The 24,636-nt window shown below is 47.6% G+C and carries 21 protein-coding genes and 1 CRISPR repeat array; of the genes, 6 read left to right on the top strand and 15 right to left on the bottom strand.

The window, feature by feature from the left end; all coding sequences use genetic code 11:
- Positions 1–9 precede the first annotated feature (9 nt).
- Entirely contained in the window at positions 10–1,542 is a 1,533-nt protein-coding gene (locus XZ46_RS23125) for a hypothetical protein (RefSeq protein ID WP_008054952.1), read from the top strand.
- A gap of 40 nt (positions 1,543–1,582) precedes the next feature.
- Positions 1,583–2,650, top strand: coding sequence for a hypothetical protein (locus XZ46_RS23120; protein WP_008054953.1), 1,068 nt, complete (start codon positions 1,583–1,585; stop codon positions 2,648–2,650).
- Here XZ46_RS23120 and XZ46_RS23115 read toward each other — a convergent pair.
- From XZ46_RS23115 to uvrC, 5 genes are all read right to left on the bottom strand, one after another.
- Positions 2,629–3,981 (bottom strand): glycosyltransferase, encoded by a 1,353-nt coding sequence (locus tag XZ46_RS23115; RefSeq protein WP_008054954.1) that lies wholly within the window; start codon positions 3,979–3,981, stop codon positions 2,629–2,631. The two genes, XZ46_RS23120 and XZ46_RS23115, sit on opposite strands and share 22 nt — an antisense overlap.
- Before the next feature lie 121 nt (positions 3,982–4,102).
- The gene (locus XZ46_RS23110) at positions 4,103–4,813 is read right to left on the bottom strand and encodes an FkbM family methyltransferase (protein WP_008054955.1); all 711 of its coding nucleotides are present in this window, start codon (positions 4,811–4,813) and stop codon (positions 4,103–4,105) included.
- Positions 4,814–5,098: 285 nt separating this feature from the next.
- Complete coding sequence (locus XZ46_RS23100) at positions 5,099–5,656, bottom strand: hypothetical protein (protein ID WP_008054957.1); 558 nt, start codon at positions 5,654–5,656, stop codon at positions 5,099–5,101.
- Positions 5,657–5,819: 163 nt separating this feature from the next.
- Positions 5,820–7,220, bottom strand: a complete 1,401-nt coding sequence (locus XZ46_RS23095; RefSeq protein ID WP_006623387.1) for a cytochrome P450 — start codon at positions 7,218–7,220, stop codon at positions 5,820–5,822.
- A gap of 97 nt (positions 7,221–7,317) precedes the next feature.
- Positions 7,318–9,192 carry an excinuclease ABC subunit UvrC gene (gene uvrC, locus XZ46_RS23090; protein ID WP_006623386.1) on the bottom strand — a complete coding sequence of 625 codons (1,875 nt, stop codon included), beginning with the start codon at positions 9,190–9,192 and terminating at the stop codon, positions 7,318–7,320.
- 21 nt (positions 9,193–9,213) lie between these two features.
- Here uvrC and XZ46_RS27710 point away from each other — a divergent pair, with 21 nt between their 5' ends.
- The 3 genes from XZ46_RS27710 to XZ46_RS23075 are packed head-to-tail and all read left to right on the top strand — an operon-like array spanning position 9,214 to position 10,512.
- Positions 9,214–9,858, top strand: coding sequence for a hypothetical protein (locus XZ46_RS27710; protein WP_052733669.1), 645 nt, complete (start codon positions 9,214–9,216; stop codon positions 9,856–9,858).
- Positions 9,859–9,891: 33 nt separating this feature from the next.
- Positions 9,892–10,218, top strand: a complete 327-nt coding sequence (locus XZ46_RS23080) for a hypothetical protein (protein ID WP_048895268.1) — start codon at positions 9,892–9,894, stop codon at positions 10,216–10,218.
- 33 nt (positions 10,219–10,251) lie between these two features.
- Positions 10,252–10,512, top strand: coding sequence for a hypothetical protein (locus tag XZ46_RS23075; RefSeq protein ID WP_048895267.1), 261 nt, complete (start codon positions 10,252–10,254; stop codon positions 10,510–10,512).
- Here XZ46_RS23075 and cobD read toward each other — a convergent pair.
- Both cobD and XZ46_RS23065 read right to left on the bottom strand, forming a co-directional pair.
- Positions 10,501–11,571 (bottom strand): threonine-phosphate decarboxylase CobD, encoded by a 1,071-nt coding sequence (gene cobD / locus XZ46_RS23070; protein WP_006623383.1) that lies wholly within the window; start codon positions 11,569–11,571, stop codon positions 10,501–10,503. The two genes, XZ46_RS23075 and cobD, sit on opposite strands and share 12 nt — an antisense overlap.
- Before the next feature lie 63 nt (positions 11,572–11,634).
- Complete coding sequence (locus XZ46_RS23065) at positions 11,635–11,913, bottom strand: HU family DNA-binding protein (RefSeq protein WP_006623382.1); 279 nt, start codon at positions 11,911–11,913, stop codon at positions 11,635–11,637.
- 185 nt (positions 11,914–12,098) lie between these two features.
- Here XZ46_RS23065 and XZ46_RS23060 point away from each other — a divergent pair, with 185 nt between their 5' ends.
- Positions 12,099–12,974, top strand: coding sequence for an IS630 family transposase (locus XZ46_RS23060; RefSeq protein ID WP_048894872.1), 876 nt, complete (start codon positions 12,099–12,101; stop codon positions 12,972–12,974).
- Between the two features lie 116 nt (positions 12,975–13,090).
- On the opposite strand, the gene XZ46_RS23055 is transcribed toward XZ46_RS23060, so the two are convergent.
- From XZ46_RS23055 to XZ46_RS23030, 8 genes are all read right to left on the bottom strand, one after another.
- The gene (locus XZ46_RS23055) at positions 13,091–15,442 is read right to left on the bottom strand and encodes a secretin GspD/PilQ domain-containing protein (protein WP_008054790.1); all 2,352 of its coding nucleotides are present in this window, start codon (positions 15,440–15,442) and stop codon (positions 13,091–13,093) included.
- Positions 15,443–15,586: 144 nt separating this feature from the next.
- Positions 15,587–16,474, bottom strand: coding sequence for a hypothetical protein (locus XZ46_RS23050; protein WP_008054792.1), 888 nt, complete (start codon positions 16,472–16,474; stop codon positions 15,587–15,589).
- 50 nt (positions 16,475–16,524) lie between these two features.
- Positions 16,525–16,737 carry a hypothetical protein gene (locus XZ46_RS37045; RefSeq protein ID WP_006623374.1) on the bottom strand — a complete coding sequence of 71 codons (213 nt, stop codon included), beginning with the start codon at positions 16,735–16,737 and terminating at the stop codon, positions 16,525–16,527.
- An 11-nt stretch (positions 16,738–16,748) separates the two neighbouring features.
- Positions 16,749–17,324 (bottom strand): hypothetical protein, encoded by a 576-nt coding sequence (locus tag XZ46_RS23045; RefSeq protein ID WP_008054794.1) that lies wholly within the window; start codon positions 17,322–17,324, stop codon positions 16,749–16,751.
- Between the two features lie 58 nt (positions 17,325–17,382).
- Positions 17,383–18,477, bottom strand: a complete 1,095-nt coding sequence (gene pilM / locus XZ46_RS23040; protein ID WP_008054797.1) for a type IV pilus assembly protein PilM — start codon at positions 18,475–18,477, stop codon at positions 17,383–17,385.
- Between the two features lie 149 nt (positions 18,478–18,626).
- Complete coding sequence (locus XZ46_RS23035) at positions 18,627–19,349, bottom strand: GUN4 domain-containing protein (protein ID WP_008054798.1); 723 nt, start codon at positions 19,347–19,349, stop codon at positions 18,627–18,629.
- A gap of 759 nt (positions 19,350–20,108) precedes the next feature.
- Positions 20,109–20,414 (bottom strand): hypothetical protein, encoded by a 306-nt coding sequence (locus XZ46_RS38475; protein ID WP_162198550.1) that lies wholly within the window; start codon positions 20,412–20,414, stop codon positions 20,109–20,111.
- A gap of 1,758 nt (positions 20,415–22,172) precedes the next feature.
- Positions 22,173–23,657: direct repeats of the CRISPR family, unit length 37 nt; unit sequence GTCCAACCCTACCAATTCCCCGTCAGGGGACGGAAAC.
- A 120-nt stretch (positions 23,658–23,777) separates the two neighbouring features.
- Positions 23,778–24,275, bottom strand: coding sequence for an adenylyltransferase/cytidyltransferase family protein (locus tag XZ46_RS23030; protein ID WP_048895469.1), 498 nt, complete (start codon positions 24,273–24,275; stop codon positions 23,778–23,780).
- Positions 24,276–24,636: the final 361 nt, after the last annotated feature.

Below are 24,636 nucleotides of genomic sequence, written 5' to 3'. Positions count from 1 at the left end.
ATTGTCAAGATGATCGAAGATAAAAACCCGATCGCAATGCCCCCCCCAGTCCAAGCTGAAATTCACCCAGGCGGTGAACTGGTGCTGAGACTGTCCCTGCATAATGGTAGCGGTGAAACTCTACTGGTGCGACCAGTTTTAGATAATTGGCTCGCCGATAACGGGGAGATTTTTGCCACCATTAATCCGGTGGAACCTGACTATATTTATCTAGGTTCTGGTGCGGGAAACGCCACTCAAACTGTGACGGTAAAACTACCTTTAGAACTGCAACCAGGACAGGTTATTAAAAGTTGGCTAAGATTTCCCGGATTACTGGAGGAACCTCTGTTAATCATCCTAAATGTTAAAGCTAAAATTGCGGAGAAAAAGCCTAGAGAATATCTGGTTAATATCAGCTTTCCATCGAGAGAATTAGCGGATCATAAATCGTCAATTTATTATGACATAACCACCCAAAATGCCTGGGGATTGATTTCGGCATTGAACGATCTCGATCGCATTCCTTCTCGCTGGCTGGTGGCAGAATTATTAGTAGCCATCAGCCAAAAAGGAGAAGAATACACCTGCACCCCAGAGGGTTTAAAACGGCTCTCGCAACTGCGAAAAACGGCTTTTTTCTCAACTGTATCGACAGTGCTGGCCACGGCAAAAGTCCCCGATTGGATTTCGGAAACTTTATCGATGTCCGGTCAAGTCCTCAAGGGCGATCGCCGGGAACAACGTCTGCTTTATATTTGGGAAAGGTGGCTGTTGAGTTTGGTAGAAAGCGACGTAGAAGCCCCAGAAACGGCTAAACCCATCGTCGCCCCATTATTTGTAGCCACAGAATTTGTGGCTAAACTGGGAACAGATAGCGATCGCTGGTTGGGTTATTTTCTCCTAGGATTGATGTCATTGTCGCCTCGAATTGCCTCCCATATAGAGGCGATCGCCACCCAGAAAATTAAGCCATTAAACCCAGCCACCCCTTCCCCCCAAACCATCAGCGTTGCTGGCTATCATTTAGGGACGCGATTGCCAGAATTAGACTTACTTCCGGCTCGTTGGTTGGTGTTAGAATTATTGCTAATTTTCGCCCAAAAAGGGGACGACTATGCCAGAACCCCCCCAGGTCGAATGCTGCTGGATCGATTGCGACTCACCCGGTTCTGTAAAAATGGGGTTTTGAGTTTAGCCGCCGCCTCCGCCCCCCGTTGGATCGCCGTCAGTCAAGCCACGGCTACCGCTTTTCACAATTCCGTGGGGACTCCGGCTTCTAGGGCGGGTTTGCTCAAGTTTTGGGAACAGTGGTTGTGGGATATTGCTGGTTCCCCAATCCCTAATTCCCAGACTTCGGCGGCGGACTTGGTGAACCAATTAGGAATAGATGGGGAGGCTTGGTTTCTCAAGATTGTTTTGGGAATCAGTTGTGTTTCCCCCAGGATAGCTACGACATTGCAGGCGATCGCATCTACCGCACCGTCTGTGTCCTCAACCGCCCCAACCCCCATCCCGCCAATTAAAGACGTTCTCAGCGAGCCAGGTTCCCTACAACGATAAGTTATCCACCGCCCAATTTTAGTTAATTTTCTCAGAAAAAATGACCATTGACGAACAAAAACTTGCCCGGGTGGAACAACTGCGAATCCCTCTCGACGATCCCAGCGCACCCCTAGATTGGAAAGATTGGTATCATTATGTATTATTAGATCCTGATACTCAGATTAGAGTCCTCGTGAATCTGACGGCGATCGCCAGACCGGGAACTGGAGAAATTCAAACCAGTTTGATGGTGACAATTCCGACTGATTTTCTCGATTCAGACTGTCGCCCTGCCGCCCCTTTTGCCAGTTTCGGAACGACTTTTTCCCAAGAGTGGAACCCCAGTCAAATCAGCCCGGAACCCGTACATTGGCAAGGTCAAGGGATGGAATTGCAAGTAAACGGAACCCAGACGCGGTTAGAAGTACAAGATCGGCGATCGCAGCTATTCATTAAATTGGCGGCGACAGCTACAGCCACTCCCCTATTAGTCACGGAAAATTCACCGTTTGGCAGTGGATTCATCGGCTGGGGATTAGTACCGGGCTTGCAGGTGAGAGGGAACTTATCCGTTGGTGGGCGATCGTTTCCCATTCACCCAAACTGGTTTTGCTACCACGATCGCAATTTTGGCCGCTTCCGCTGGGGGGAAGATATCGGTTGGGAGTGGTTCGTCGCTTTTGGCACCTGCATTGATGGCACCGCCATCACTTTGGTATTGGACAGACGCACCAACAAAGACCATTCGCAAGGGGGCTTTCCCTATATTTTTATTTATGTGAATCATCAATTGCGAAAAGTGTTTTTGGGTGCAACTTTACAGATTAATTGGGACTGGTCGGAGCTGCCGGTTATTCCCCCCAGGTTGCCGGGAATTATGGCGCTATTATTTAGCGATCGCTTATTGCAAACCCCCAGCGCCTTGCAAATTATCGCCGCTGATGAACAAGACCAATTGCTAATTGAAATTGATTTTGAGTCGGTAGTAGAATTAATCGTCCCCGACAATCAACAACGGCAATATACTTTTATTGAAGAACTCACCGGCAGCGCCGCCGTTACCCTTAAACTCGGAGAAAAAACATGGCTGGCCACCGGCTTAGTTTATGGGGAATATGTGATCTGAGAATCATTGGGGGAGTCGGAATATTTGGCGGGTTTCCGACTCGGGTACTGGCCGATAAGGTTGGCGATCGCATCACAAGCCGTTTCTACGCCATTTTCCGCCCCGATCGCTTTTCCAATGGCAGAGGCTTTTTGGGCATATTGTTTTTCAAACAACAGTTGTCGAAGTTCGTTGGCTACCAACTCCGCAGTATATTGTTGGGGTGGGAGCATTCGGGCGACCCCCAGGCGGACGACGCGGGCTGCATTTTCTGGCTGGTCGTACTTGTGGGGAACCACCAGCATTCTCCGCCCCGATCGCAATGCTTCTGCTGTGGTTCCCATGCCGCCATGATGGACAATCGCCGCCGCCCTGGGGAAAATTTGCCCGTGGGGGGCATAATTGACGGCGATCGCGCCTTCAGGCAATTGATCTGGTCTGACACTATCCGCGCCAGGGCCCATCATTAGCACTGACCGATAGCCCAACTGGTGGGCGGCGATCGCGCTAGACCAGTAAAAATTACCGGCAGTCCATACCACCGTTGAACCCAAAGTAAACACTATCGGTGGCGGCCCGCTGTCTAAAAACTCTCTCAGTTCCTCAGATAACCCCTGATTGGACGGGCGATCGTAAAACGGAAACCCGGTGACGACAGTTTGCCTGGGCCAGTCCGGTTGGGGTCTGGCAAAAACCTGGGAAAACAAAGCCAGCACTAAATCGGGGGAATGCTGCCCTTCAAACAGGGGATCAGGGCCTGGTGGCAATCCCAACGAACTCCGCAGTTGACGCAGGGGGGCACTCCAATGGCGAAGCCGACTGCGGAGTTGGCGTTGTTCGGCATCTTTGGCGACCCATTGCAAACACCGTTCATACTCCGAGACTGGGGAAGCGATCGCCTCGGTGCGTGAAGCGAAGCGATCGCCCCCAGGCGAATCGTAAACTGACATAAAGGCTGATAGAACCGTTGAAATCCAAGGAATTTGGGTTTGTTCGGCGACAATTCGACCGGGCAAAATCAGCGGATGAGTTATTAACAAATCCGCCCCCCGTACCGCTGCCATCAAGTCGGTGTAAGTCGCCCGCAAGTGGGGCATCAATTGATAACAAATAATGTATTCGACCTCCCGTTGGGAGTCCATTAGCATTTGCATGAATTTGTTATCCTGTTCCCATATCCTTTCCCTCAAAGGGTGAAATTCGATTTCCTCCGCCGCCACATAACTGCGGTATTTTTCGGCAGCGGCGACGATCGGCTGATACCCCCTGGCTTTTAATCCTCGGGCGATCGCCAAATAAGGATACAAATCACCCAAAGAACCTGATGTTGCTAATACGATGCGATCGACCATGTTTAATTCTGAAAATCCGGCTGGAATTTTATTATAACTTTAACCGATGAAAAACTCGAACCAACCATCCCGGCTTAAATATTCATATATTTTCTCATTAAACTTCCCAAAGTCAATACCATCATGTTGACCGTCTAAACAGAAGGGTAGGTCCGGTGTAAGCAGCCAACTGGTAATCGGCAGCGATCAGAAACTGAACAATTTCGTGAGCGAGAGGATGCATAAGATTGAAATCATGTGCCTCAACTGCAATGATATAAGGCCGATAGCGATCGATATCTAAATTCAGAATAATATCCTTGTCTAAACCTTCGCAATCAATGTCTAGGAAACCAATTTCTGAATCTTTAATTTCGTCGGGAAGATAAGTGTCAAGTAGCTGGTTAAGGGGGAGTACCTTCACTTTTTGCTTGCCCATAAACTCCCATCCGTGTCTAATGAAATATTCGGCCATATCCCCATTAAAAGTGTTGATAGCACCTTCGCGGAAACAATAGATTTCTGACTCCCCTTCATAAGAAGCAACACCTAGATTTAGATTGATATCCTGGGGACGTTCCTGTTCAAATAGTTTCACAGATTGAGGATTGGGATCTACATTCATACCTTTCCATCCCATCATACTCAAAAGCTTAGTGTTAGAAAATCGACTGGGATGATAAGCACCGATGTCAACATAGTAATTGCTAAATAGGTTGGATTGATTTCTGGAAATCAACTCTAAAATTAGAGTATCTTCACCAAATTGTGACCAAGAAATACAAAGATTTGGATCGTGGACTACTGACAAAAAAAACGGCACACCAAATTTATGGAATAATTCAGATAGCATATCAGAGTAAACCTATGAAAATAAAGGTTGACAAAATCGAGGGAATCCGACCCGATTTCGGGGCATCAGACAAAAAACAAAACCATTATGATGGGGCTTTATCTACCCCCATATTAGTCTGTATGACACATCTTAGCACCGTTCTAAGTGGCTCAGATGATCCGATGGTTGACCCTATTTTTTCGCCTTCGAGTCTGGATAAATTTGGGAGCGGGGAAAAGTCGAGATGCCACGGCACAAAGAATAAAAATAATTACCCCCTCCAGAGTTAGTTTTTCAGCCTTTCTATTTCAGTTCCACCTCAATATTTAGCACGTCATTTGGGACATTCAGAATCAATTCGCCCTGGGGGGTTATTTGTTCTTCCAGAGACAAAACTGGGGGAGGAAAACTGGGACGGAACCACAGATCGTCAAATTCTTTCCACAGTCGCTGTAGTTGAGGATTAATGGCACTTTCGGCGACAATATCCATGGTGAGTTTATGAATACCTAACAACTCCGATAAACTTCCCCGCAAATGAATTTTACCGATCGCCACCCCTTGATCTAACGTCAACCGACCACCAATTAAATCTCGTAAGGTTTCGGCTTGGCTGCCAAAATTCAAGGCTTCCACTGACTCTAAATTATCGGAATTATCAGTAATATCTACCTGGATAGGTTCGCTGTGATTGGCATTTAATCTCAACTGAATGCCATCAATTTCTATGATCGCGGTTTTACCAGCAACGGTTTGAACAAAGCTATGCCAAGTTAAACCACCTTGACTCCGCAAAATTTCCACCAAACGACTCAGCCAAATCGCTAACTGTTGGGGGGAACAATTCAAGGTATCAATCATTGGTAATTTTTGAGATTTCAGAACCTCATCTCCATGAAAAATTAAGCCATTGTCAATATTATACTGCTGATGTGAGGGAAATCAAGACCAAAAAGGATTAAATAGGGGAGAAATTCCCCATCAACCTGGTAACTTCGGGGACAGTTGGGCTTAACCAGAAGAGTTAACCCAGAAGCGGGGTTTCTTTCGGTGCAACTCCCACAGGGTTGGAAGATAGCGATCGCCGCCCTGTTAACACCATAGGAATGCCTCCCGTCGCTGATAAAGTTACCCCTCGGCGAGCGGCTTTGGCGGGCTGGGAATTAGCCAGGGTTAGTTGATAGTTTAACATGACTGTTGCTAGGACTAATTTTAGCTCATATTGAGCCAAAGCCATACCAATACATTGACGCGCACCGCCACCAAAAGGTAAATATTGATAAGGGGAGTATTTTTTATCTAAAAATCTCTCTGGTTTAAACTGTTTGGGGTCAGGATAAATTGTCGGGTCATTATGGGTTAAATAGATAGCGCCAATCACTTCTATATTGGGTTCTATGTGATATCCCATCAGTTCCACCGCTTGAGTAGTCACCCGGGGAAATGTCACCATGGCGACTGGATAAATTCGCAGAGTTTCTTGACAAATTGCTGTTAAATAAGGTAATCTATAAATAGTCATCGGGTCGGGATTTGGGGGGAGGGTTGCTAACTCTGATAAAAGGCGATCGCGCACGGTAGGAAGTTTATGCACCCAATACAAAGACCAAGCCATGGCGGTGGCGGTGGTTTCGTGTCCGGCGAATAATAAAGTTAACAGTTCATCCCGTAGTTCTTCATAGGTCATCTGTTCCCCATTTTCGTCCCTAGCGGACATCATCAAATTGAGAATATCGGTGCGATTTGGATCGGGATTTTGGCGACGTTCTTCGATTTCTTCTAACAGTAATTTATCGATATCGCGCCGCAAACCTTGGAAGCGCCCCCAGGGACTCCAACGCCCTAAATCTTGTTGTAAAATCGGGAAAAATAAGATACTCGCCCTAATAGGAGAATCAGTCACAGCGACCAGTTCGGTGGTTAATTTTTTCAGGCGATCGTAACGGGGTCCCTCGTAGACTCCAAACACAGCCTGAAGAATGATAGCCAGGGAGATTTTCTGCACATAATCTCGCGCCAGAAAAGTCTTGCCAATTGGTAAAGTGTCGCCGATTTTTGTGGTCAAATCACAGATTAATTTACCATAATTAAACATCCTTTCCCCATGGAAAGGCGGCATTAAGAGTTTCCGCTGTCTTAGGTGGTTTTTATCATCAAGTAAAATCACGGATTTATCCCCTACCACAGGTTCTAGAATACGATTAGATGAACCAGGGGCGGTAAATTCTTTAGTATCGCGGGTGAGGATTTCTTGGATAGCTTGGGGGTGGGAAACAAAGACGACTGGGCGACCCGCAACGCCGATTTTAGCTGCAAAGACATCTCCATATTTACGGTGACAATTCTCCATATAACCAAGGGGGTTAGTTATCCACTGTATTTTTTGGATAGTCGGATGATTTTGCGGACCGTCAATTAATTTCATGGTGGGATTGAGATTCTAGGATTTTGAGTCAGACCAATCTAGTCCTATTTATAGCACATCTTCCCGGAAGCTGCCATATATCATAGCTTAATCTGCATCAGGTAGAAGGATGGAAATAATCATAAATTTGTCGGGCTAGTTTTTCGCCAATTCCGGGAACTTCCGCCAGTTGTGTGGGGGTTGCCATGCGAATATAATCAATAGACCGAAAGTGACCTAATAGCAATTTTTGGCGGTGGTGTCCGAGTCCGGGAATGTCATCTAAATGCGATCGCTTCATGCGTTTACTGCGTTGGTTACGATGGAAACTAACCGCAAATCGATGGGCTTCATCTCGTAGTCGTCGCAATAATTGTACCCCAGGTTGTTCAGGATGGGTAGTTAATGGTTGAGACTCACCAGGGACAAAAATTTCCTCTCGGCGTTTGGCTAAACTAATCACCTTCAACTCTTCTAAAATATCCAGACCTTGCAAAACTTTCACGACGGCTGAGAGTTGACCTTTCCCACCATCAATCATAATCAAATCTGGCTTATCCTGGGGTTCTAAATTCTGATAATCTCGAAAACGGCGACCAATTACTTCTGCTAAACTGGCGAAATCATCAGACCTTCCCGAATGCACATCAGGATTTTTAATTTTATACTGTCGGTAGTGTTGTTTGGCGGGTAAACCATCAATAAATACCACGCGGGAGGCGACTGCATCAGAACCCTGAATATGGGAGATATCATAACCTTCTATGCGGTGGGGAAGGTCGGGAAGGTCGAGAATTTCGGTTAAGTCTTGGAGAGATTGATGATGACGATCGCTTAATTTTTGCAGTCGCATTAACTCATAGTTAGCGTTGCGTTCGACCATTGCGATTAAATCGAGTTTGGCTTGTCTTTGGGGAGTAATTAAGGTAACTTTCCGACCTTTGCGATCGCTTAACCAATCTGCTACTAACTCCCCATCTTGTAAACTATATTGTAGCACAATTTCGCTGGGAATTTCCACAGCATCAACGGTTTGATAATGTTCCTGTAAAACCCGCTGAATAATTCCCCCCAACTCTAGGGAAGTCAAGGCTGTTTCACTAGGGTAAACTTTCGCCAAAAAGCCTAATCTACCGACCAAATGTCCGGCGCGGATTTGGAAAAGTTGCACGGAGGCTTGTTGTCCGTCAGTAGCCAAAGCGATCGCATCAAGAGACACCGTTTCATCAGGAAGGGAAACTTTTTGGTCTTGGTTGAGAGACTGTAAACCTTGAATGCGATCGCGGAATTTGGCGGCGGTTTCAAAGTTTAACTCAGCGGCGGCTTGTTGCATTTGCGCGGTTAAATTTTTGATAAGTTCTTCTGTGCGTCCTTGAAAAACCATCGCCACTTTTTGGACAATTTGATGATAATCTTCTGGGGAGATCATCTGCTGACAAACTCCCGGACAGCGACCTATATCATAATTTAAACAGGGACGGTCTTTAAACAAAGGTTTAGGACGTTGACGCAGGGGAAATAGACGCTTAACCAATTGTAGATTACTTCGCAATAGTCCGGTATCTACATAAGGGCCATAATATCTATCTTTGGGATTGCTTAAATTACGTTTTCGGGTAATAAAAATGCGCGGGTATGGTTCCGACCAAGTAATACACAGATAGGGATATTTTTTATCATCCTTGAGTAAGACATTAAAATGAGGTTGATGGTTTTTAATCAAATTAGCTTCTAAAGCCAAGGCTTCGGCTTCGGTATCAGTAACGATAAATTCAATATCTGTCACCTGTTGAATCATTAAGTTAATCCGGTGACTATGTTTCTGGCGATCGCGAAAATAGGAACGCACCCGCGATCGCAATTTTTTCGATTTCCCAATATACAGAATATTCTCATTACCATCTTTCATGAAATACACACCCGGAACCGGGGGAATTTCTTTTAATCTCATTTCTAGGCGATCGCTATCTTCAATTAGTGGTATAATTGTCATAGTAGTTTATTTAATAGTAGGGTGCGTCAGACACCGATACAATTATCAATTATAGTCGGGTTTCTCCCCCAGAGGTCAAGAAACCCGGCTTCTTCCCTCGGAAGTCAAGAAACCCGGTTTCTCCAAGAAACCGGGTTTCTAAGCAATTGGGTTTCTCCCTCAGAAGTCAAGAAACCCGGCTTCTCCCTCAGAAGTCAAGAAACCCGGTTTCTCCAAGAAACCGGGTTTCTAAGCAATTGGGTTTCTCCCTCAGAAGTCAAGAAACCCGGCTTCTCCCTCGGAAGTCAAGAAACCCGGTTTCTCCAAGAAACCGGGTTTCTAAGCAATTGGGTTTCTCCCTCGGAGGTCAAGAAACCCGGCTTCTCCCTCGGAAGTCAAGAAACCCGGTTTCTCCAAGAAACCGGGTTTCTAAGCAATTGGGTTTCTCCCTCGGAAGTCAAGAAACCCGGCTTCTCCCTCGGAAGTCAAGAAACCCGGTTTCTCCAAGAAACCGGGTTTCTAAGCAATTGGGTTTCTCCCTTGGAAGTCAAGAAACCCGGCTTCTCCCTCGGAAGTCAAGAAACCCGGTTTCTCCAAGAAACCGGGTTTCTAAGCAATTGGGTTTCTCCCTTGGAAGTCAAGAAACCCGGCTTCTTCCTCGGAAGTCAAGAAACCCGGTTTCTCTAAGAAACCGGGTTTCTAAGCAATTGGGTTTCTCCCTTGGAAGTCAAGAAACCCGGCTTCTTCCTCGGAAGTCAAGAAACCCGGTTTCTCCAAGAAACCGGGTTTCTAAGCAATTGGGTTTCTCCCTTGGAAGTCAAGAAACCCGGCTTCTCCCTCGGAAGTCAAGAAACCCGGTTTCTCCAAGAAACCGGGTTTCTAAGCAATTGGGTTTCTCCCTTGGAAGTCAAGAAACCCGGCTTCTCCCTCGGAAGTCAAGAAACCCGGTTTCTCCAAGAAACCGGGTTTCTAAGCAATTGGGTTTCTCCCTTGGAAGTCAAGAAACCCGGCTTCTCCCTCGGAAGTCAAGAAACCCGGTTTCTCTAAGAAACCGGGTTTCTAAGCAATTGGGTTTCTCCCTTGGAAGTCAAGAAACCCGGCTTCTTCCTCGGAAGTCAAGAAACCCGGTTTCTCCAAGAAACCGGGTTTCTAAGCAATTGGGTTTCTCCCTTGGAAGTCAAGAAACCCGGCTTCTCCCTCAGAAGTCAAGAAACCCGGTTTCTCCAAGAAACCGGGTTTCTAAGCAATTGGGTTTCTCCCTTGGAAGTCAAGAAACCCGGCTTCTCCCTCGGAAGTCAAGAAACCCGGTTTCTCCAAGAAACCGGGTTTCTAAGTAATTAATACATTTTTGAGGGCGTTAATCAGATATTGATTGTCAGCTTCGGTGCGGATAGCTACGCGAAAATAATTATCTCCTAATTCGGGAAAACTTAAACAGTCGCGAATCAAAATCCGATAATCTTTAAGTAGTTGAGTTTGTAACTCACTCACCGACGACTGACACCGGACTAGCAAAAAATTGGCTACCCCTGGATAAGGATAAAGTCCGGTAATTTTCCCTAATTCCTGATAGAGTTGGGGGCGGTTAATAGATAACCAATGGTGGGTTTTTTCCTCAAAAGCCCGATCGCCTAAAACTGCAATACCCGCCGCCACGGCTAAATTATTCACAGACCAAGGGTCTCGCCACTGTCGCCACAAATTTAGGCGGTCTGGGTGAGCGATCGCATATCCTAATCTTAAACCAGGCAGACTGTAAAACTTAGTGAGCGATCGCAAAATCACCAAATTGGGAAAATCTGCCACCCTCTCGATTAAGCTAGTTTGTGCCGACCGTGGCAGAAAATCCATAAAAGCCTCGTCAACCACCACCAAAGCAAACCTTTCCAACAGGGGCAAAATCAACTCTGGCCGTAGTAATATACCCGTGGGATTGTGGGGAGTATTCAGCAATAGTCCCGCCCTTTCCTCTAATTCCCCCAACCCATCAAATTGGACCTTATCGCCACCCTCAAGACTAATAGGGCATTCAATCACCCTAGCATTAAAAGCATTGAGCGATCGCCGATAGTCCCCAAAAGCCGGAGTCAGCAGATATGTAGCCCCCATTTGTGCCAACTCCCGGCCCGCCCAAGTCAGCAATTCAGCCGCCCCATTTCCCGGCAAAATCCATTCAACCGGTAAATCTTCATGAAAGCGACTTACAGCCTGTCGCAGGTCCATATAATCGGGCTGAGGATAGGTTTTAATCTGCCCCTGATGAGTATTCAAAGCGGCGATCGCCGTTAATGGAGGGCCGAGGGGATTAATACTAGCCGAGAAATCGACAATTTCCGATGGCGGACAATCAGCGATCGAAGCCGCCCACATCAAATTTCCCCCGTGGCTGGGTCTGTTCATCAATCTCCCTCCGTGCAGACCCCCACTAAATCGGTATCCTGATTAGTGGTGGGTTATGGACGACTATTTATCAGCGACCTTCTCCTTAAACAGTTTTCCTGCCGAGAAAGCCGGAACCCAAGTTTCAGGAATATCCATTTTTTCGCCGGTCTGGGGGTTACGGCCTTCGCGCGCCTTACGTTTCCTGGCTTCAAAAGAACCAAATCCCACCAGGGTGACTTTTTCCTGTGTAGCAACAGCATCGATAACACTTTCGAGAGCCGCACTCAACACCGCATCAGCCTGTTTTTTGGTGACACCTGCTTTTTCGGCTACCGCATCTATTAATTCACCCTTATTCATCAATTACTCCTTTTGAGAACTGGGGGCCAATCAATGACCCCCAATGGTTTGCACGATTTTTCTGCCTTATTCTAAGGTTTATGTCGCCACATAGATAGGGTTTAACCCCAAATTGTCATATATAGCACCAGACAGGAAAGTTAGGACGTATAATGGAGAGGACGAGATGACTAAGAAGACCCAAAATGCCAGCCCCCTATAGTTACGACCTCAGACAAAAAGTTATTGATGCAATTGAACTAGACGGTATGCCCAAAACAGAAGCCAGTCAAGTTTTCCATGTCAGCCGGAACACCATTAATCTCTGGCTGCAAAGAAAAGCACAGACCGGAGACTTCCTCCCTAAACCTAATCACCCACCTGGCAATAACCACAAAATTACCGACTGGCATAAATTCAAAGCTTTTGCCCAAGAGCATGGCCACAAAACCTCCGCTCAAATGGCTGAACTTTGGGATGACGACATCTCTCCTCGCACCATATCCAGAGCCTTGAAGAAAATTGGCTTCACCAGAAAAAAAACTTACGGCTACCAAGAACGTGATGAGCAACAGCGAGAGGAGTTTATGGCTCAGATTGAACAGATGGAGCCGGAAGGGTTGGTTTACCTCGATGAAGCTGGCATCAATAGTCAAGACTCGGATTATCCTTATGGTTACTGTGAGCAAGGACAACGCTTCCATGTCCTCAAATCCGGGAAGAGGCAGGGCAGGGTGAGCATGATTGTGGCATGGTGTCATCAACAACTCTTAGCCCCCTTTACCTTTGAGGGTTGTTGTAATCGGACAGTGTTTGAGTTGTGGTTGGAGTTCATCTTAATTCCAACACTGAAGCCAGGTCAGACTCTAGTGCTAGACAATGCAACGTTTCATAAAGGGGGACGGATTCCTGAGCTAGTGGAGGCGGCTCAATGTCGTTTGCTCTATCTACCACCTTATTCGCCAGACCTCAACAAGATAGAGAAATGTTGGTCGTGGTTGAAAGCCCGCATTCGCCACTGCATTGAGCAGTTTGATTCTCTCCATGATGCCATGGATTCCGTTCTCAAAGCTGCGTCCTAACCACCTTGACTAATGCTATATTTAGGGGAATTTTCCACTTTTTTTAAGATATTAGCCGATCAAAATATCCCCCAGGGGTGGGGGATTTTGGCTGAAGGGGTTTTTAACGCTAGATCTTAACGCCCTTGCATCATCTGGCGGACATCGGGGCTAAAATTGTTCTGGTAGCCAAACCCAGAGCGATCGGAATCATCCAGGATATTGGGCGTTACCAACACAATTACCTCAGCCCGCTCGCTGCTGGTGCTGCTTCTACGGAACAGAGAACCCACGATAGGCAAATCACCCAACAGGGGAATCTTGCTAACGTCAGTCCGTTCCTGATCTTGAATAATACCAGAGACAATCAGAGTTTGACCGTCCCGCAGACGAATCCTTCCTGAAGTTAAACTGCGCCGAAAGATTTGTAAGACAAAATCATCGCCACCTGTTCCTACCTGACTGCCTGGGGAACTAACTTCTGGGTTAATTGCCATAGTGACGAAGCCATTATCATCAATTCGCTCAACATTCACCCCCAAAGTCAAGCCCACAGGTACAAGTTGAGGCTGGATGGTTTCCCTAGTACCGGAAGGAGTATCTGTAAAAGTTGTTGTCCTCGATTGCAATACCTCTTGTACCAGTTGCACGGAAGCGGTTTCTCCCTCTTGTACCACCAAGGTGGGGTCGGTGAGGATTTTGGCTCTACCGCTGACGATTTGGGCTTGCAAGGTAGACAGGAACCGCCGAGGATATTGGAAGAAGGGAAACACGGAAGCAGTTGTGCTACCAAGGCCTGTCAGACTTCCATCTGTTAAGTCTCTCGTGAAAGGTGTATATTCAGAAAGCCCAACTCCTCCCGGTCTCTCGGTGACAGGTCGAATCGGTCTCAAGCCAATACCACCCCCTGGAGCCGTTAACGGAGTCCTAATGGTGCTATCGCGATCAAAAAATGGGTCTTCAGTGCTTAGGGGGTTGGTAATAATTGGGCGAGAGGTGACACCACCTGTAGACTGACCACGGGTTGGGGGATTGATGCCGCCGAAGTTGAGAGAAGCGGCACCGCCATCATTCACAAAGAAGGTATCATTAATCCCAAAGGAGAAACTAGTGCCTTGGGTGGCTTCCCCGGTCAGGTTCACGTCAATGATTTTCACATTAACCGCCACCTGACGTTGACGGAGATCAAGCTGCATTAACATAGCAGTTGCCATCTGTACCTTTTCAGGATCTCCAACCAGAGTTACAGAGTTGAGCCGTGCATCTGTTGATACTGACAGCCCCCTTAACACCAGAGGTCCTTGTCCTTCTGTTGCTCCTAATGGTTGGATTCGAGTTGAGCTACTTGTAACTGTCAGTTGAGAATCCCCATCTCCTTCAGTAACCCTTCTAGTTTCGGTAACTAAAACCTGAGTTGCAGCGCCCTGAGTGCTTAAAAAACTGGCTGCATTCTCAGCTGATACCTGATTCATTCTCAGGGTTCGCATCACAATATTTTGGGCAGACTCGGGAAGTTCAAAACCGACAAAAACCGTGTTTCCCACCCGGTTCGCTTGTAATCCTGTTAATCGCAGGACATAGTTAAAGACTTCCTGGACTGGTTCATTTTCAATATCCAAGGAAATTTTAAATTCCTGTTCTTCATCTCCGGGTCTAAAACGTCCCGTTGTACGATCTTGCCTCAAATTACTGAAGGCAACATTCAGACCAGCAACCCGCGCCAACAATGATAATACCTCCCGCACTGATGCGTCTCGCAAGACTAGGCGGGGGATGATTTCGTTGGTGTTCAGGTTGACATTGGAAGCACCAGGATTGATATTAGAAACGGCAATGTCTCCTAAAGGTGGCGCAACGGCACGGGGTTGGAAGGGTGGCGTTGTGTCTAAGGAACGCCTTGGCTGTAATGGCGCTTGACCCATTTGGGGAGTTAAAGCTGGGTCGGGCATGATAATCTCATTATTGCCGTTTTGGGCGGTCGGATCACCGGTGATGGTAACTGGTGGGTCGGGAACCATTACCTGAGAAGCACCGTTCCCAGGTTGTTGGGGTGCAAAAGCGGGAGCATCTACGATCGCCCCTTCTGGAGCGATCGCGATCGCAATAGCATCTCCCGCACCCTGAATTATCCGCGCTTCAGGAGAGCCAGTAGTTCCGGTCACAATCACCCGAATACTGGTCGGGTCTAGCTGGTTCACCACAATGGAAGCAATACCAGGAGCGGGGTTATTTTGCTGAAATGAGCCATTGGGAGAACTCAATTGAGCGTTAGTAATATCCGCCACAAAATCATTACCCCGCCGAATCACAAACACCGCTGGACGTTCGCCGCCGTCAGTGACCAGCACCAGGTTAATTTCCCCGTTGTCAGCTTGGAATAATTGAATATCGCGGACAACTGTAAACGCCAGGGCGGGAGCCACAGCCACAACCATGGCTGCTGCAACTCCCCCCGCTACTCCTCCACCAAATCCTAAAATATCTCTCACATTTCCTCCTAAAAGTTGGAAAGCAACCGTTGCTATTGGTTTATATATTCTGTTTGCTTAGGCCTGGAAAAATCATAATTCATCCGGGGCAACAGGACAATAGGAAATTATCTACACCCACGGGCATTTTATCTGGGCAACCTATCACATTTTAGCGATTTTGTCAACCCCCATTCTGCCAAAAAATGAGCGATCGCCATGATTTAGGGTTGATAAGGCGATCGCTCGATTATCTGTGAACCAGAACATTATTTTTTTTTCAGCTTCTGGTTGCTGTTGTTGCTCACGCTGCTCGTCACTCAAAGGCATTAAGGCGTGTAACTTAAACGTACTTCTGAGGCGGCGTTGAGGCTGGTTATCTATGGGAACAAAGCGACCCTGGCGAATTTCCCCCTTCAATTCTGGCGATCGATCCAGCAACTGAGAACTAAAGTCTCTAACCACTAGCATAGGCTGCATTCTCTCCAGAGAAATCATAAATTTGCGGATTTGCTCAAAACTCCCTTCCACCTCCACCTCGTACTCTTGTCGTCTCAGTTTATTGTTAACTTGGGAACCGAGAGAACCATCAGTCACTAGCATGGGTCCATCACTTTGGGGTTGAAACCTAACCAAACGTGCTTTTAGTTCTTCATCCAAAATACCCGCATTAATTTGATTTAATTGTTCATTAACATCAAACATCAACATTTCCAGATTTGCTTCATCAGCAAACAAAGCCGTTACACTAGCCAGTCGCTGTTTAGCTTCCTCTCGTTGACGTTCCGCCTCCTCTTGCTGCTGCAACTTTTCGTTTTGCTGTTCAATTTCCCTTTGCTTAATTTGAATGTTGGAATTGAGTATTTGCTGTTCTTCCCAAGCCGGCAAAGCCAGGTAAAACACACCCACCCCACACAAAATCGCGCCTAGGGCTCCAATAGCAATACCGACGACCTTAGAAGTGATAGCCAAACCCAATATCACTGGGCCAGAACCTTCCTCCTCCTCCTCCGGTTCCTCATCATCAAGAAGATACTCATTTGCTGCTACCATAGGAAAAAACCTCCGTTTTTTGTTGACATCAAAACCCTGAGACCAAAAGCCTAGGGTCGAATTACACCTTGTTCTGTGAGGGTTTCAATTCGATTAACCAAACCCAGTGCGTCATTAGCTTTTAATAGGGGTAACAGTTCCGAAGCCGTGGCAGAACTCAGACGGGTTTCTATGCTAAACTGCACGATGGGCTGTAAATCTGGCAGACCCCCAGGCACTGAGGAACCGTCAGCCACCACTAAACGGGTGGGGTTATCTTGCAATCTAGCAGAAACTAGCCGGGTTGTGCTGCCATTAAAGAAAGGCGACTGGTTGACCAACAACATGAAATCATTAAGCTGCCCAAAAGAACCAACATTTCCTTCAATGGTAACTTGTGCGGTTTGTCTAGCAGGGGTCTGTCCCTCTTCCTCAGAGGCGGTAGTTGCTTCGTTGGTGGGTCGCTTTGTCGGAGGTTGGTAATTCTCACCCCAGCAATTTGCATGATCTTAGCCATTTCTTGACTTAAAGCTGACCAGGGCTTAATCTCATTGAATACCAAAGCCAAAGCATCGGCTTCGTCATTGGTCTGTTTGGCTTCTGCATAAATGCGATCGAGGGCTTGGACTTGGACATTTTTCTCGCCCAGTTGCAACTCTAAAGCATCGGCTTCTCTGGAAAGGCTGGCATTTTGCCTAGTTAACACAAACCAACCGCCTCCCATTAAAGCATTGAGTCCCACAGCTACCCCCAGTCCGATTAAAATGGGTGTTTGGTCAACGGGTTTCCCCGCAGCGCCTTTGGGGGGCTTGATAACTCGGGTTTTATACTCTGGGCGATCGTTAAGAAAATTAATATCAAGGCTGTACATATTAACAAACCCTCTGGTAGTATTTTTATAGACATGGTAGCAGTGAGAGTTCCCGGAACTAGGTAACGCGCAATCCTAAACCTAATACCACTCCTAAACTAGCACGCTGCTCCGGGGGAATTTCCTGATCATCTGTTAACAGGTTCAGGGCTTCTATGGGGTCTACCTGGGTGGCTGGCATGGCTAGGCGTTGCATAAAGAACTCATCCAGTTGTCCGATCGCCGCCCCAGGACCAGCCAGAAGTAACTGGGCGATTTCCAAACCATCATTTTGGTTGATGTAGAAATCAATAGAGCGTCGGAGTTCATCGGCTAACTCTGCTAATACTTTAATGATGGCATTAACTCCCGGATTTGGCTCGTTCAATGCTCCCATTGTATCAGTTACCGGAAGGGTCATCGCCTGCAATTCCTGAAAATCCCGTGAGGGTGGTAGGTTCATGGCATTATTAAGTCCCGATTGTACCTGATACAAACCAATGGGAATGGTGCGGGTAAATTGGGGAACGCCATTGACCACAATCACCAATTCGGTGCTATCAAATTCGATGTCAGCTAAAATCGCCGCCTCGTTAGAAGAAAAGTGTTCTAACTGACTTTTCATAGTCCGAATTAGGGCAAAGTTACTGATTTCTAAAACCTCTATTTGTAAGCCAGCTTGTTCAAAGGTTTCTATGTAAGTGTTGGTAACTTCTTTCCGGGTGGCGACTAACAAAACCTGTACTTTTTCGATGCCATCTTCATCAACAAATGTTCCCAGTTTCTGATAGTCTACGTCGGCTTCTTCCCTGGGAAAAGGCAGATATAAACCCGCTTCGGCGTTCATATATTCTTTAAGTTCCTCCTCATTTAACTCCGCCGGAACCGGGATTAAACGAGTGACTGCTTCCCTTCCGGGAATAGCGGTGGCGATGTTTTTGGTTTTGATATTATTGTCCGCCAATGTCGATTCGATTAACTCCGCCATGGTAGGAGTATCAACTATTTGACCATCCTGCACCACATTTTCGGGAACCTCCGCAGTGGCTAAGGTTAACAACTTGAACTTATCGCCTTTTTTGCGAATTTCGACAATATTAATTCGCTCGGCGGCTAGTTCAATACCCATTCCCGGCTTACGACTGGAAAAAATACCTTTGAGGAAACCAACCATAGATTTTTTTTGGATGAGTTAAGGGAGGACTTAGGTTAACCATAGCATTTTTCCGCCCAGAATGTGTTACCATCACCACGGTAATTAAGGGCTTCCCCGGTCCTCTAGGGAGGAGGACTTTTAGGTATTACCAAGGGGGGGCTGTTTTCCTAGTTACTGAAGGCGGGATGATTGAACAGAGCCTCAATGACTCTTCTACCGCGTAATTGATTGGAAAGGGGTAGGTGTCCCCTGGGGGCGCTTAGTTCCCAAGTGAAGCCTTGGGGATAGCGGGTCCAAGTGCGATCGCTTCTCCAGCCAATTTTCTGCCACAATTTATCCCAATTTTTGCCGACACCTAACCAAACTTCCCGCTGGACGGTATAGCCAAATTTGCCTTGGGAATGGACTCGCCACAGGGTGTCAATGGTTTGTAAGTCGGCGACGGGAAAGCGATCGACTTCGGAAAAATATAGCCAGTTTCGTTTAACTGCTGCGTCGCTGGCTAACTCACACAGGTTTCTCAGGGTCAGCAGGTCGGCGGCTTGGAAGTTTTGCTGTAGCAATTCCTGTTGGAGGGGAAAATAATCAGCCCCTACCTCTGAGTTTAGCGGAACTACTCCGGTCGGAAAATGGGTTTCCAAAAACTCTTGGGTTTTGGGGAGGTTGGCTAGATACAGGACTCTATAGGCTTCACCACTGACAGGGGTGGGAGTTTCGGTCTGCTGGGACATTAAAAATTCTATCAGTACATCTAAACCAAGTTCCCCCTGGGTCGCTAATGAGGCGATCGCCTTTAACTGCTGGGTCTGGCTGTCGCTGTTTAGTTGTGAGCGCAGTTGGTTTAACTCTATTGATAGGTCTTGGTCGGAGGAGGCGATCAAATCAGTCATTGAATTTCTCCGGTAGCTTGGAAACCGCCTAGGGTTAACTGGCGGCGGAAAAGTAACTGGGCTGGTTTGGCCCAATAATATAAAAAGGTGATTAATCCACCATTGTACAGGTGCATTGGATTCAGTTAAACGCGCTACGGACAATCGGGATATTTAATTACCCCTCCGACTTGACTCTGGCTGCTACGGTTTTGCTTAATTGTCGCCTCGCCCCTGTCCCCCGGATATGGTTGGCGAGGTGATTCTCATAATTATTTCCGTTTTTTGGGGCGATCGTGCCTACTTAATCGATGGATTCGTTGCAGGGTAATGGTTTCGGCTTGTGTAAAGTTATATTACAGATTCTCATAACCTCGCGCGACTTCTAATCCTGCCCTAGTTAAAGCAAACTTTAGCCACGCGAAGAAAAGTTTTTGTTTCGGGGGGTTGACAGTCTGGCACTATGGCTGATAATATAAATCCAGCGAAAACAAACGAATTTGCTCCCCGAAAAAAGGGCTGTAAAGTTTTGTTAAGCACCTTCTACGTGCTCTCGCGCGATCGCACCTTGAAAACCGCATACCGTAAGGTTTCCAAAGGTATAGGGTCCAACCCTACCAATTCCCCCGTCAGGGGACGGAAACAGAGATTTTGGCGCTCATCATCGAACGATGATGAAAACAAGTCCAACCCTACCAATTCCCCCGTCAGGGGACGGAAACGAGTTTTAGTTAGTCAGTTTTTTTAACTAACAAGAGTCCAACCCTACCAATTCCCCCGTCAGGGGACGGAAACCACGACACGCATAATGAGGTTTTCGATGAACTCCCCATCTATGTCCAACCCTACCAATTCCCCCGTCAGGGGACGGAAACTCTCGCCATTTGGCATGAAGGGCAGAGGATCCATCAAACAGGGTCCAACCCTACCAATTCCCCCGTCAGGGGACGGAAACCCAAAGAAGCTGCCCCAAAGGGGAACTTTGAGACCCAGAGGAATGTCCAACCCTACCAATTCCCCCGTCAGGGGACGGAAACTGGGAAGTTGCTTCCTGGGAAGTTGCTTCCTGGGAAGTTGCTTGTCCAACCCTACCAATTCCCCCGTCAGGGGACGGAAACCCTCTTTAGTTTAAGGATTTAGTGTTTGAACCGCTTCAGAAGTCCAACCCTACCAATTCCCCCGTCAGGGGACGGAAACATACCTCCAGGGACTTATGCCCTTTTTGCCATCAAAGATGGTCCAACCCTACCAATTCCCCCGTCAGGGGACGGAAACTAACCAATTGAGCCTTTTTGGCTCATCAGGAGCATCTTTGAGTGTCCAACCCTACCAATTCCCCCGTCAGGGGACGGAAACATACCCCAGCCTCCCTCGGACTCCTTCCCTCCGGTCCCTTTGTCCAACCCTACCAATTCCCCCGTCAGGGGACGGAAACTCCTTAGTCATTTCCTTCGCCAGCCAAGCCTGGCTAATAGTCCAACCCTACCAATTCCCCCGTCAGGGGACGGAAACTTTCCCCCGGCTCTCTCGGAGCCATCCGATTGCTCGGAGTCCAACCCTACCAATTCCCCCGTCAGGGGACGGAAACTTCCTTCTGAGCGGCAATAATCTTGGTAGACTCCAACATGAAGGTCCAACCCTACCAATTCCCCCGTCAGGGGACGGAAACTTTTTATTTGCCACCATAATTGGGTGGAAGTTTTTTTCCACGTCCAACCCTACCAATTCCCCCGTCAGGGGACGGAAACACTCCGGAGAGGACTGCTCCTCTCACGGATTCTTGTGTGTGAGTCCAACCCTACCAATTCCCCCGTCAGGGGACGGAAACCACTAACCTTTCCATTGTGGAGAATCCCTGCCCCGAGTGCGGCGTCCAACCCTACCAATTCCCCCGTCAGGGGACGGAAACCCTCGTATACGATCCAAATGACGATCAGGATGGTCATGTTCCAGACGTCCAACCCTACCAATTCCCCCGTCAGGGGACGGAAACCTAATCGGAATAGTTTTAACTGCTGGTATTATGGTGATGGTCCAACCCTACCAATTCCCCCGTCAGGGGACGGAAACTTGAACTTCAACTTCTTGAACTTGTTTAAAATTAATCATTGTCCAACCCTACCAATTCCCCCGTCAGGGGACGGAAACGGTTATAATGACCTTTGTGCGGCTTCCCCGCACCTCAGTCCCATAGTCCAACCCTACCAATTCCCCCGTCAGGGGACGGAAACAAAACCTGAGTCTGTTTGTAAAGAAAATTGAGAAAAGAAATCTTGTCCAACCCTACCAATTCCCCCGTCAGGGGACGGAAACTCGGAGGAAAAACATATAGCCGATCGCAGCCTCTTGTCTGAAGTCCAACCCTACCAATTCCCCCGTCAGGGGACGGAAACGCCCAACTAGGAACTTTTTGTTGTGCTAACAGTGATTTGGTCCAACCCTACCAATTCCCCCGTCAGGGGACGGAAACAGCCATAGTTGACCTGCGTGTTAGTGTTAAGTTGACTCAAACCTTGGTCCAACCCTACCAATTCCCCCGTCAGGGGACGGAAACTTTGCTGATAAGACCATAATGTCTCCTAAACTGTTCTGAAATTGCAGTCCAACCCTACCAATTCCCCCGTCAGGGGACGGAAACTTGCTATAAGTGTTAAAGTTGTCACTACCCCCGCTATCAGCGGGGGGTCCAACCCTACCAATTCCCCCGTCAGGGGACGGAAACACCCGGTCCATCCCTTCGGAGGACTCCAGGTACATCCCGTCCAACCCTACCAATTCCCCCGTCAGGGGACGGAAACGTTAAGGTGCAGAGCCACGCACCCGACCGTGTTCAAGTCTTGCGACGTCCAACCCTACCAATTCCCCGTCAGGGGACGGAAACAACCTAAAGAACACACCAAAACGTCCCAATCAGAAAAATATTGTCCAACCCTACCAATTCCCCGTCAGGGGACGGAAACCATGAGCAATGCCGAATGCCCGGGCGCAACTTGGTCAGTTATAACGTCCAACCCTACCAATTACCCGTCAGGGGACGGAAACTAGCTTCCGCCCTTTGGCGGCGGATAGAATGCGATCCGCTTTCGCGGTCCAACCCTACCAATTCCCCGTCAGGGGACGGAAACCTTACTTAAAAGGTAAGTAGTCAAGGGTTTTAATGTAAAAAACGGTCCAACCCTACCAATTCCCCGTCAGGGGACGGAAACAACTTTTTGTTCATAGGTCGTTTTAAAACTTTTCGCTCCAAGTCCAACCCTACCAATTCCCCGTCAGGGGACGGAAACTCACCTAGCAAGTTTCTTAAGTTCAGCATTCTTTTTTTTACGTCCAACCCTACCAATTCCCCGTCAGGGGACGGAAACTTTTGATAACTTAATACCAGGCGAGGTGGGTTTTAATGTCCAACCCTACCAATTCCCCGTCAGGGGACGGAAACTCTGAAAAATTCCTTGCTCCAGAAATAGCTTTTAAGATTAAGTCCAACCCTACCAATTCCCCGTCAGGGGACGGAAACGCTCTACAGGAGAAACCAGCCATACTGTAATAGCAATACTCATGGTCCAACCCTACCAATTCCCCGTCAGGGGACGGAAACATTATTTCCTGGCTCGCAACAAGCCAGTCCCCATCTCTCCCCGTCCAACCCTACCAATTCCCCGTCAGGGGACGGAAACCCGAACAAGAGTAACCGTTCGGGAACCTTCATAATACATCCTGTCCAACCCTACCAATTCCCCGTCAGGGGACGGAAACTTCTCCGCCTTGTAGGCTTCGATCTGGGAGACTAAATCCCAGTCTTCACACTCGTCCAACCCTACCAATTCCCCGTCAGGGGACGGAAACAGAAGAATGGGGAAAATACCCCCTAATGGAAATGATAAACGCTCTTCGAGGTCCAACCCTACCAATTCCCCGTCAGGGGACGGAAACCTTAAAGAATCCCATCGCGAACGCTGGTTTTCCCACCATATGTGGTCCAACCCTACCAATTCCCCGTCAGGGGACGGAAACCGGGCTAAATTTTCTAGCCAAGAAATTAACCTTTTCTCGCTCGGTCCAACCCTACCAATTCCCCGTCAGGGGACGGAAACCTAAGTTTATAGGCAACCTCCCCTATGTAATTAGAGGGTTTTGTCCAACCCTACCAATTCCCCGTCAGGGGACGGAAACGACCAGAGAGTGGCGTTTGCTTTGACTTCGTAATATTTACAGCGTCCAACCCTACCAATTCCCGGTCAGGGGAGGGAAACCGACTAATAGCCCCGACATTAGTGATGAATGACTGCAGCCGTGTGCAACCCTACAAATTCCCCATGAGGGGAGGGAAACGCCGGGTGGTGTGTGGATGTTGTGAGGGTTGAGGTCGTGTCATGGCGGGGTAATTTCGCAGTTGGGGAGGGGGGAAAAAGACCAGTCTGGGGGATAAAACTTGTTGGGGGTGTAGAAGGGTTAGGGTTGGGTTGAGGCGTGCAAAATCCGATTAATAATGCCACTGGTAGAAGTAGGCATTTCCACGGCAATGAGGACGATTTTACCGTTATAGGCTTGAACCGTGGGGGCCTCCGGTAGGGTGTCAATGGTGTAATCACCACCCTTAACATATATATCAGGTTGTAGCTGTTCAATAATCGCCGTAGCAGTGCTTTCTGGAAAAATGACCACTGCATCTACGGGTTTTAACTGGCTGAGAACTTCGGCTCGCTGTAATTCTGGTATAATAGGACGGGGAGGATATCCGGCCGAGTGGGGTTTAATCAGGCGAACAGAGCGATCGCTATTGAGACCCACTACCAGCGCGCGCCCCAAACTTTTGGCTTGGGTCAGGTAGCGAATATGTCCAACATGAATCAAGTCAAAACAGCCATTGCTAAAAACTAGAGGTCGCCATTGTTCAGGGTTATAGGCGATCGCCTCCTCAAAATCTCTCCACTTGTTTTTTAGTAGCAATTGTAGCAATTTCGGCGTTAGTGAAATTACCCATAATGTGGGGGAAGTTGGCTGGTCAAGTGATTGGACTTAACCTCAAGGGAATGAAAAAAAAGTTAACAATTTTCGCGGTTGACAGTATCAGGTAAGCCTTGATAGAATTACGGCAATAAGAAACCTGACAATACAAGGCATTGATTTGCCTCAGCCGAGTGTGTAAAGTTTTGTTGAGCAGTTGATGCCGTAGGGAGAAACCTAAACTTATATCAATGAATTGAAAAAGATGCCTCTCTTGTTACCAGCTTTGATCACCAAAATCAATGGACAGAACTATGAGCAAGTCAAAAGGAGTCAAAAAGTTCGGTATTCATGGTTGGGAGGG

This window comes from Limnospira indica PCC 8005 (assembly GCF_000973065.1).
Lineage (GTDB): Bacteria > Cyanobacteriota > Cyanobacteriia > Cyanobacteriales > Microcoleaceae > Limnospira > Limnospira fusiformis.
Note: the sequence above shows the minus strand (reverse complement) of the source record. Positions and strands in the feature narration are given on the sequence as shown.

Bases quoted from the DNA above. Each gene is read 5' to 3' on its own strand.
- XZ46_RS23095 (WP_006623387.1), bottom strand. From the start codon at position 7,220: ATGAAATTAATTGACGGTCCGCAAAATCATCCGACTATCCAAAAAATA.
- uvrC (WP_006623386.1), bottom strand. From the start codon at position 9,192: ATGACAATTATACCACTAATTGAAGATAGCGATCGCCTAGAAATGAGA.
- XZ46_RS23115 (WP_008054954.1), bottom strand. From the start codon at position 3,981: ATGGTCGATCGCATCGTATTAGCAACATCAGGTTCTTTGGGTGATTTG.
- cobD (WP_006623383.1), bottom strand. From the start codon at position 11,571: ATGAACAGACCCAGCCACGGGGGAAATTTGATGTGGGCGGCTTCGATC.
- XZ46_RS23035 (WP_008054798.1), bottom strand. From the start codon at position 19,349: ATGACTGATTTGATCGCCTCCTCCGACCAAGACCTATCAATAGAGTTA.
- XZ46_RS23045 (WP_008054794.1), bottom strand. From the start codon at position 17,324: ATGTACAGCCTTGATATTAATTTTCTTAACGATCGCCCAGAGTATAAA.
- XZ46_RS23125 (WP_008054952.1), top strand. From the start codon at position 10: ATGATCGAAGATAAAAACCCGATCGCAATGCCCCCCCCAGTCCAAGCT.
- XZ46_RS23065 (WP_006623382.1), bottom strand. From the start codon at position 11,913: ATGAATAAGGGTGAATTAATAGATGCGGTAGCCGAAAAAGCAGGTGTC.
- XZ46_RS23110 (WP_008054955.1), bottom strand. From the start codon at position 4,813: ATGCTATCTGAATTATTCCATAAATTTGGTGTGCCGTTTTTTTTGTCA.
- XZ46_RS23100 (WP_008054957.1), bottom strand. From the start codon at position 5,656: ATGATTGATACCTTGAATTGTTCCCCCCAACAGTTAGCGATTTGGCTG.
- pilM (WP_008054797.1), bottom strand. From the start codon at position 18,477: ATGGTTGGTTTCCTCAAAGGTATTTTTTCCAGTCGTAAGCCGGGAATG.
- XZ46_RS23060 (WP_048894872.1), top strand. From the start codon at position 12,099: ATGCCAGCCCCCTATAGTTACGACCTCAGACAAAAAGTTATTGATGCA.
- XZ46_RS23050 (WP_008054792.1), bottom strand. From the start codon at position 16,474: ATGGTAGCAGCAAATGAGTATCTTCTTGATGATGAGGAACCGGAGGAG.
- XZ46_RS23120 (WP_008054953.1), top strand. From the start codon at position 1,583: ATGACCATTGACGAACAAAAACTTGCCCGGGTGGAACAACTGCGAATC.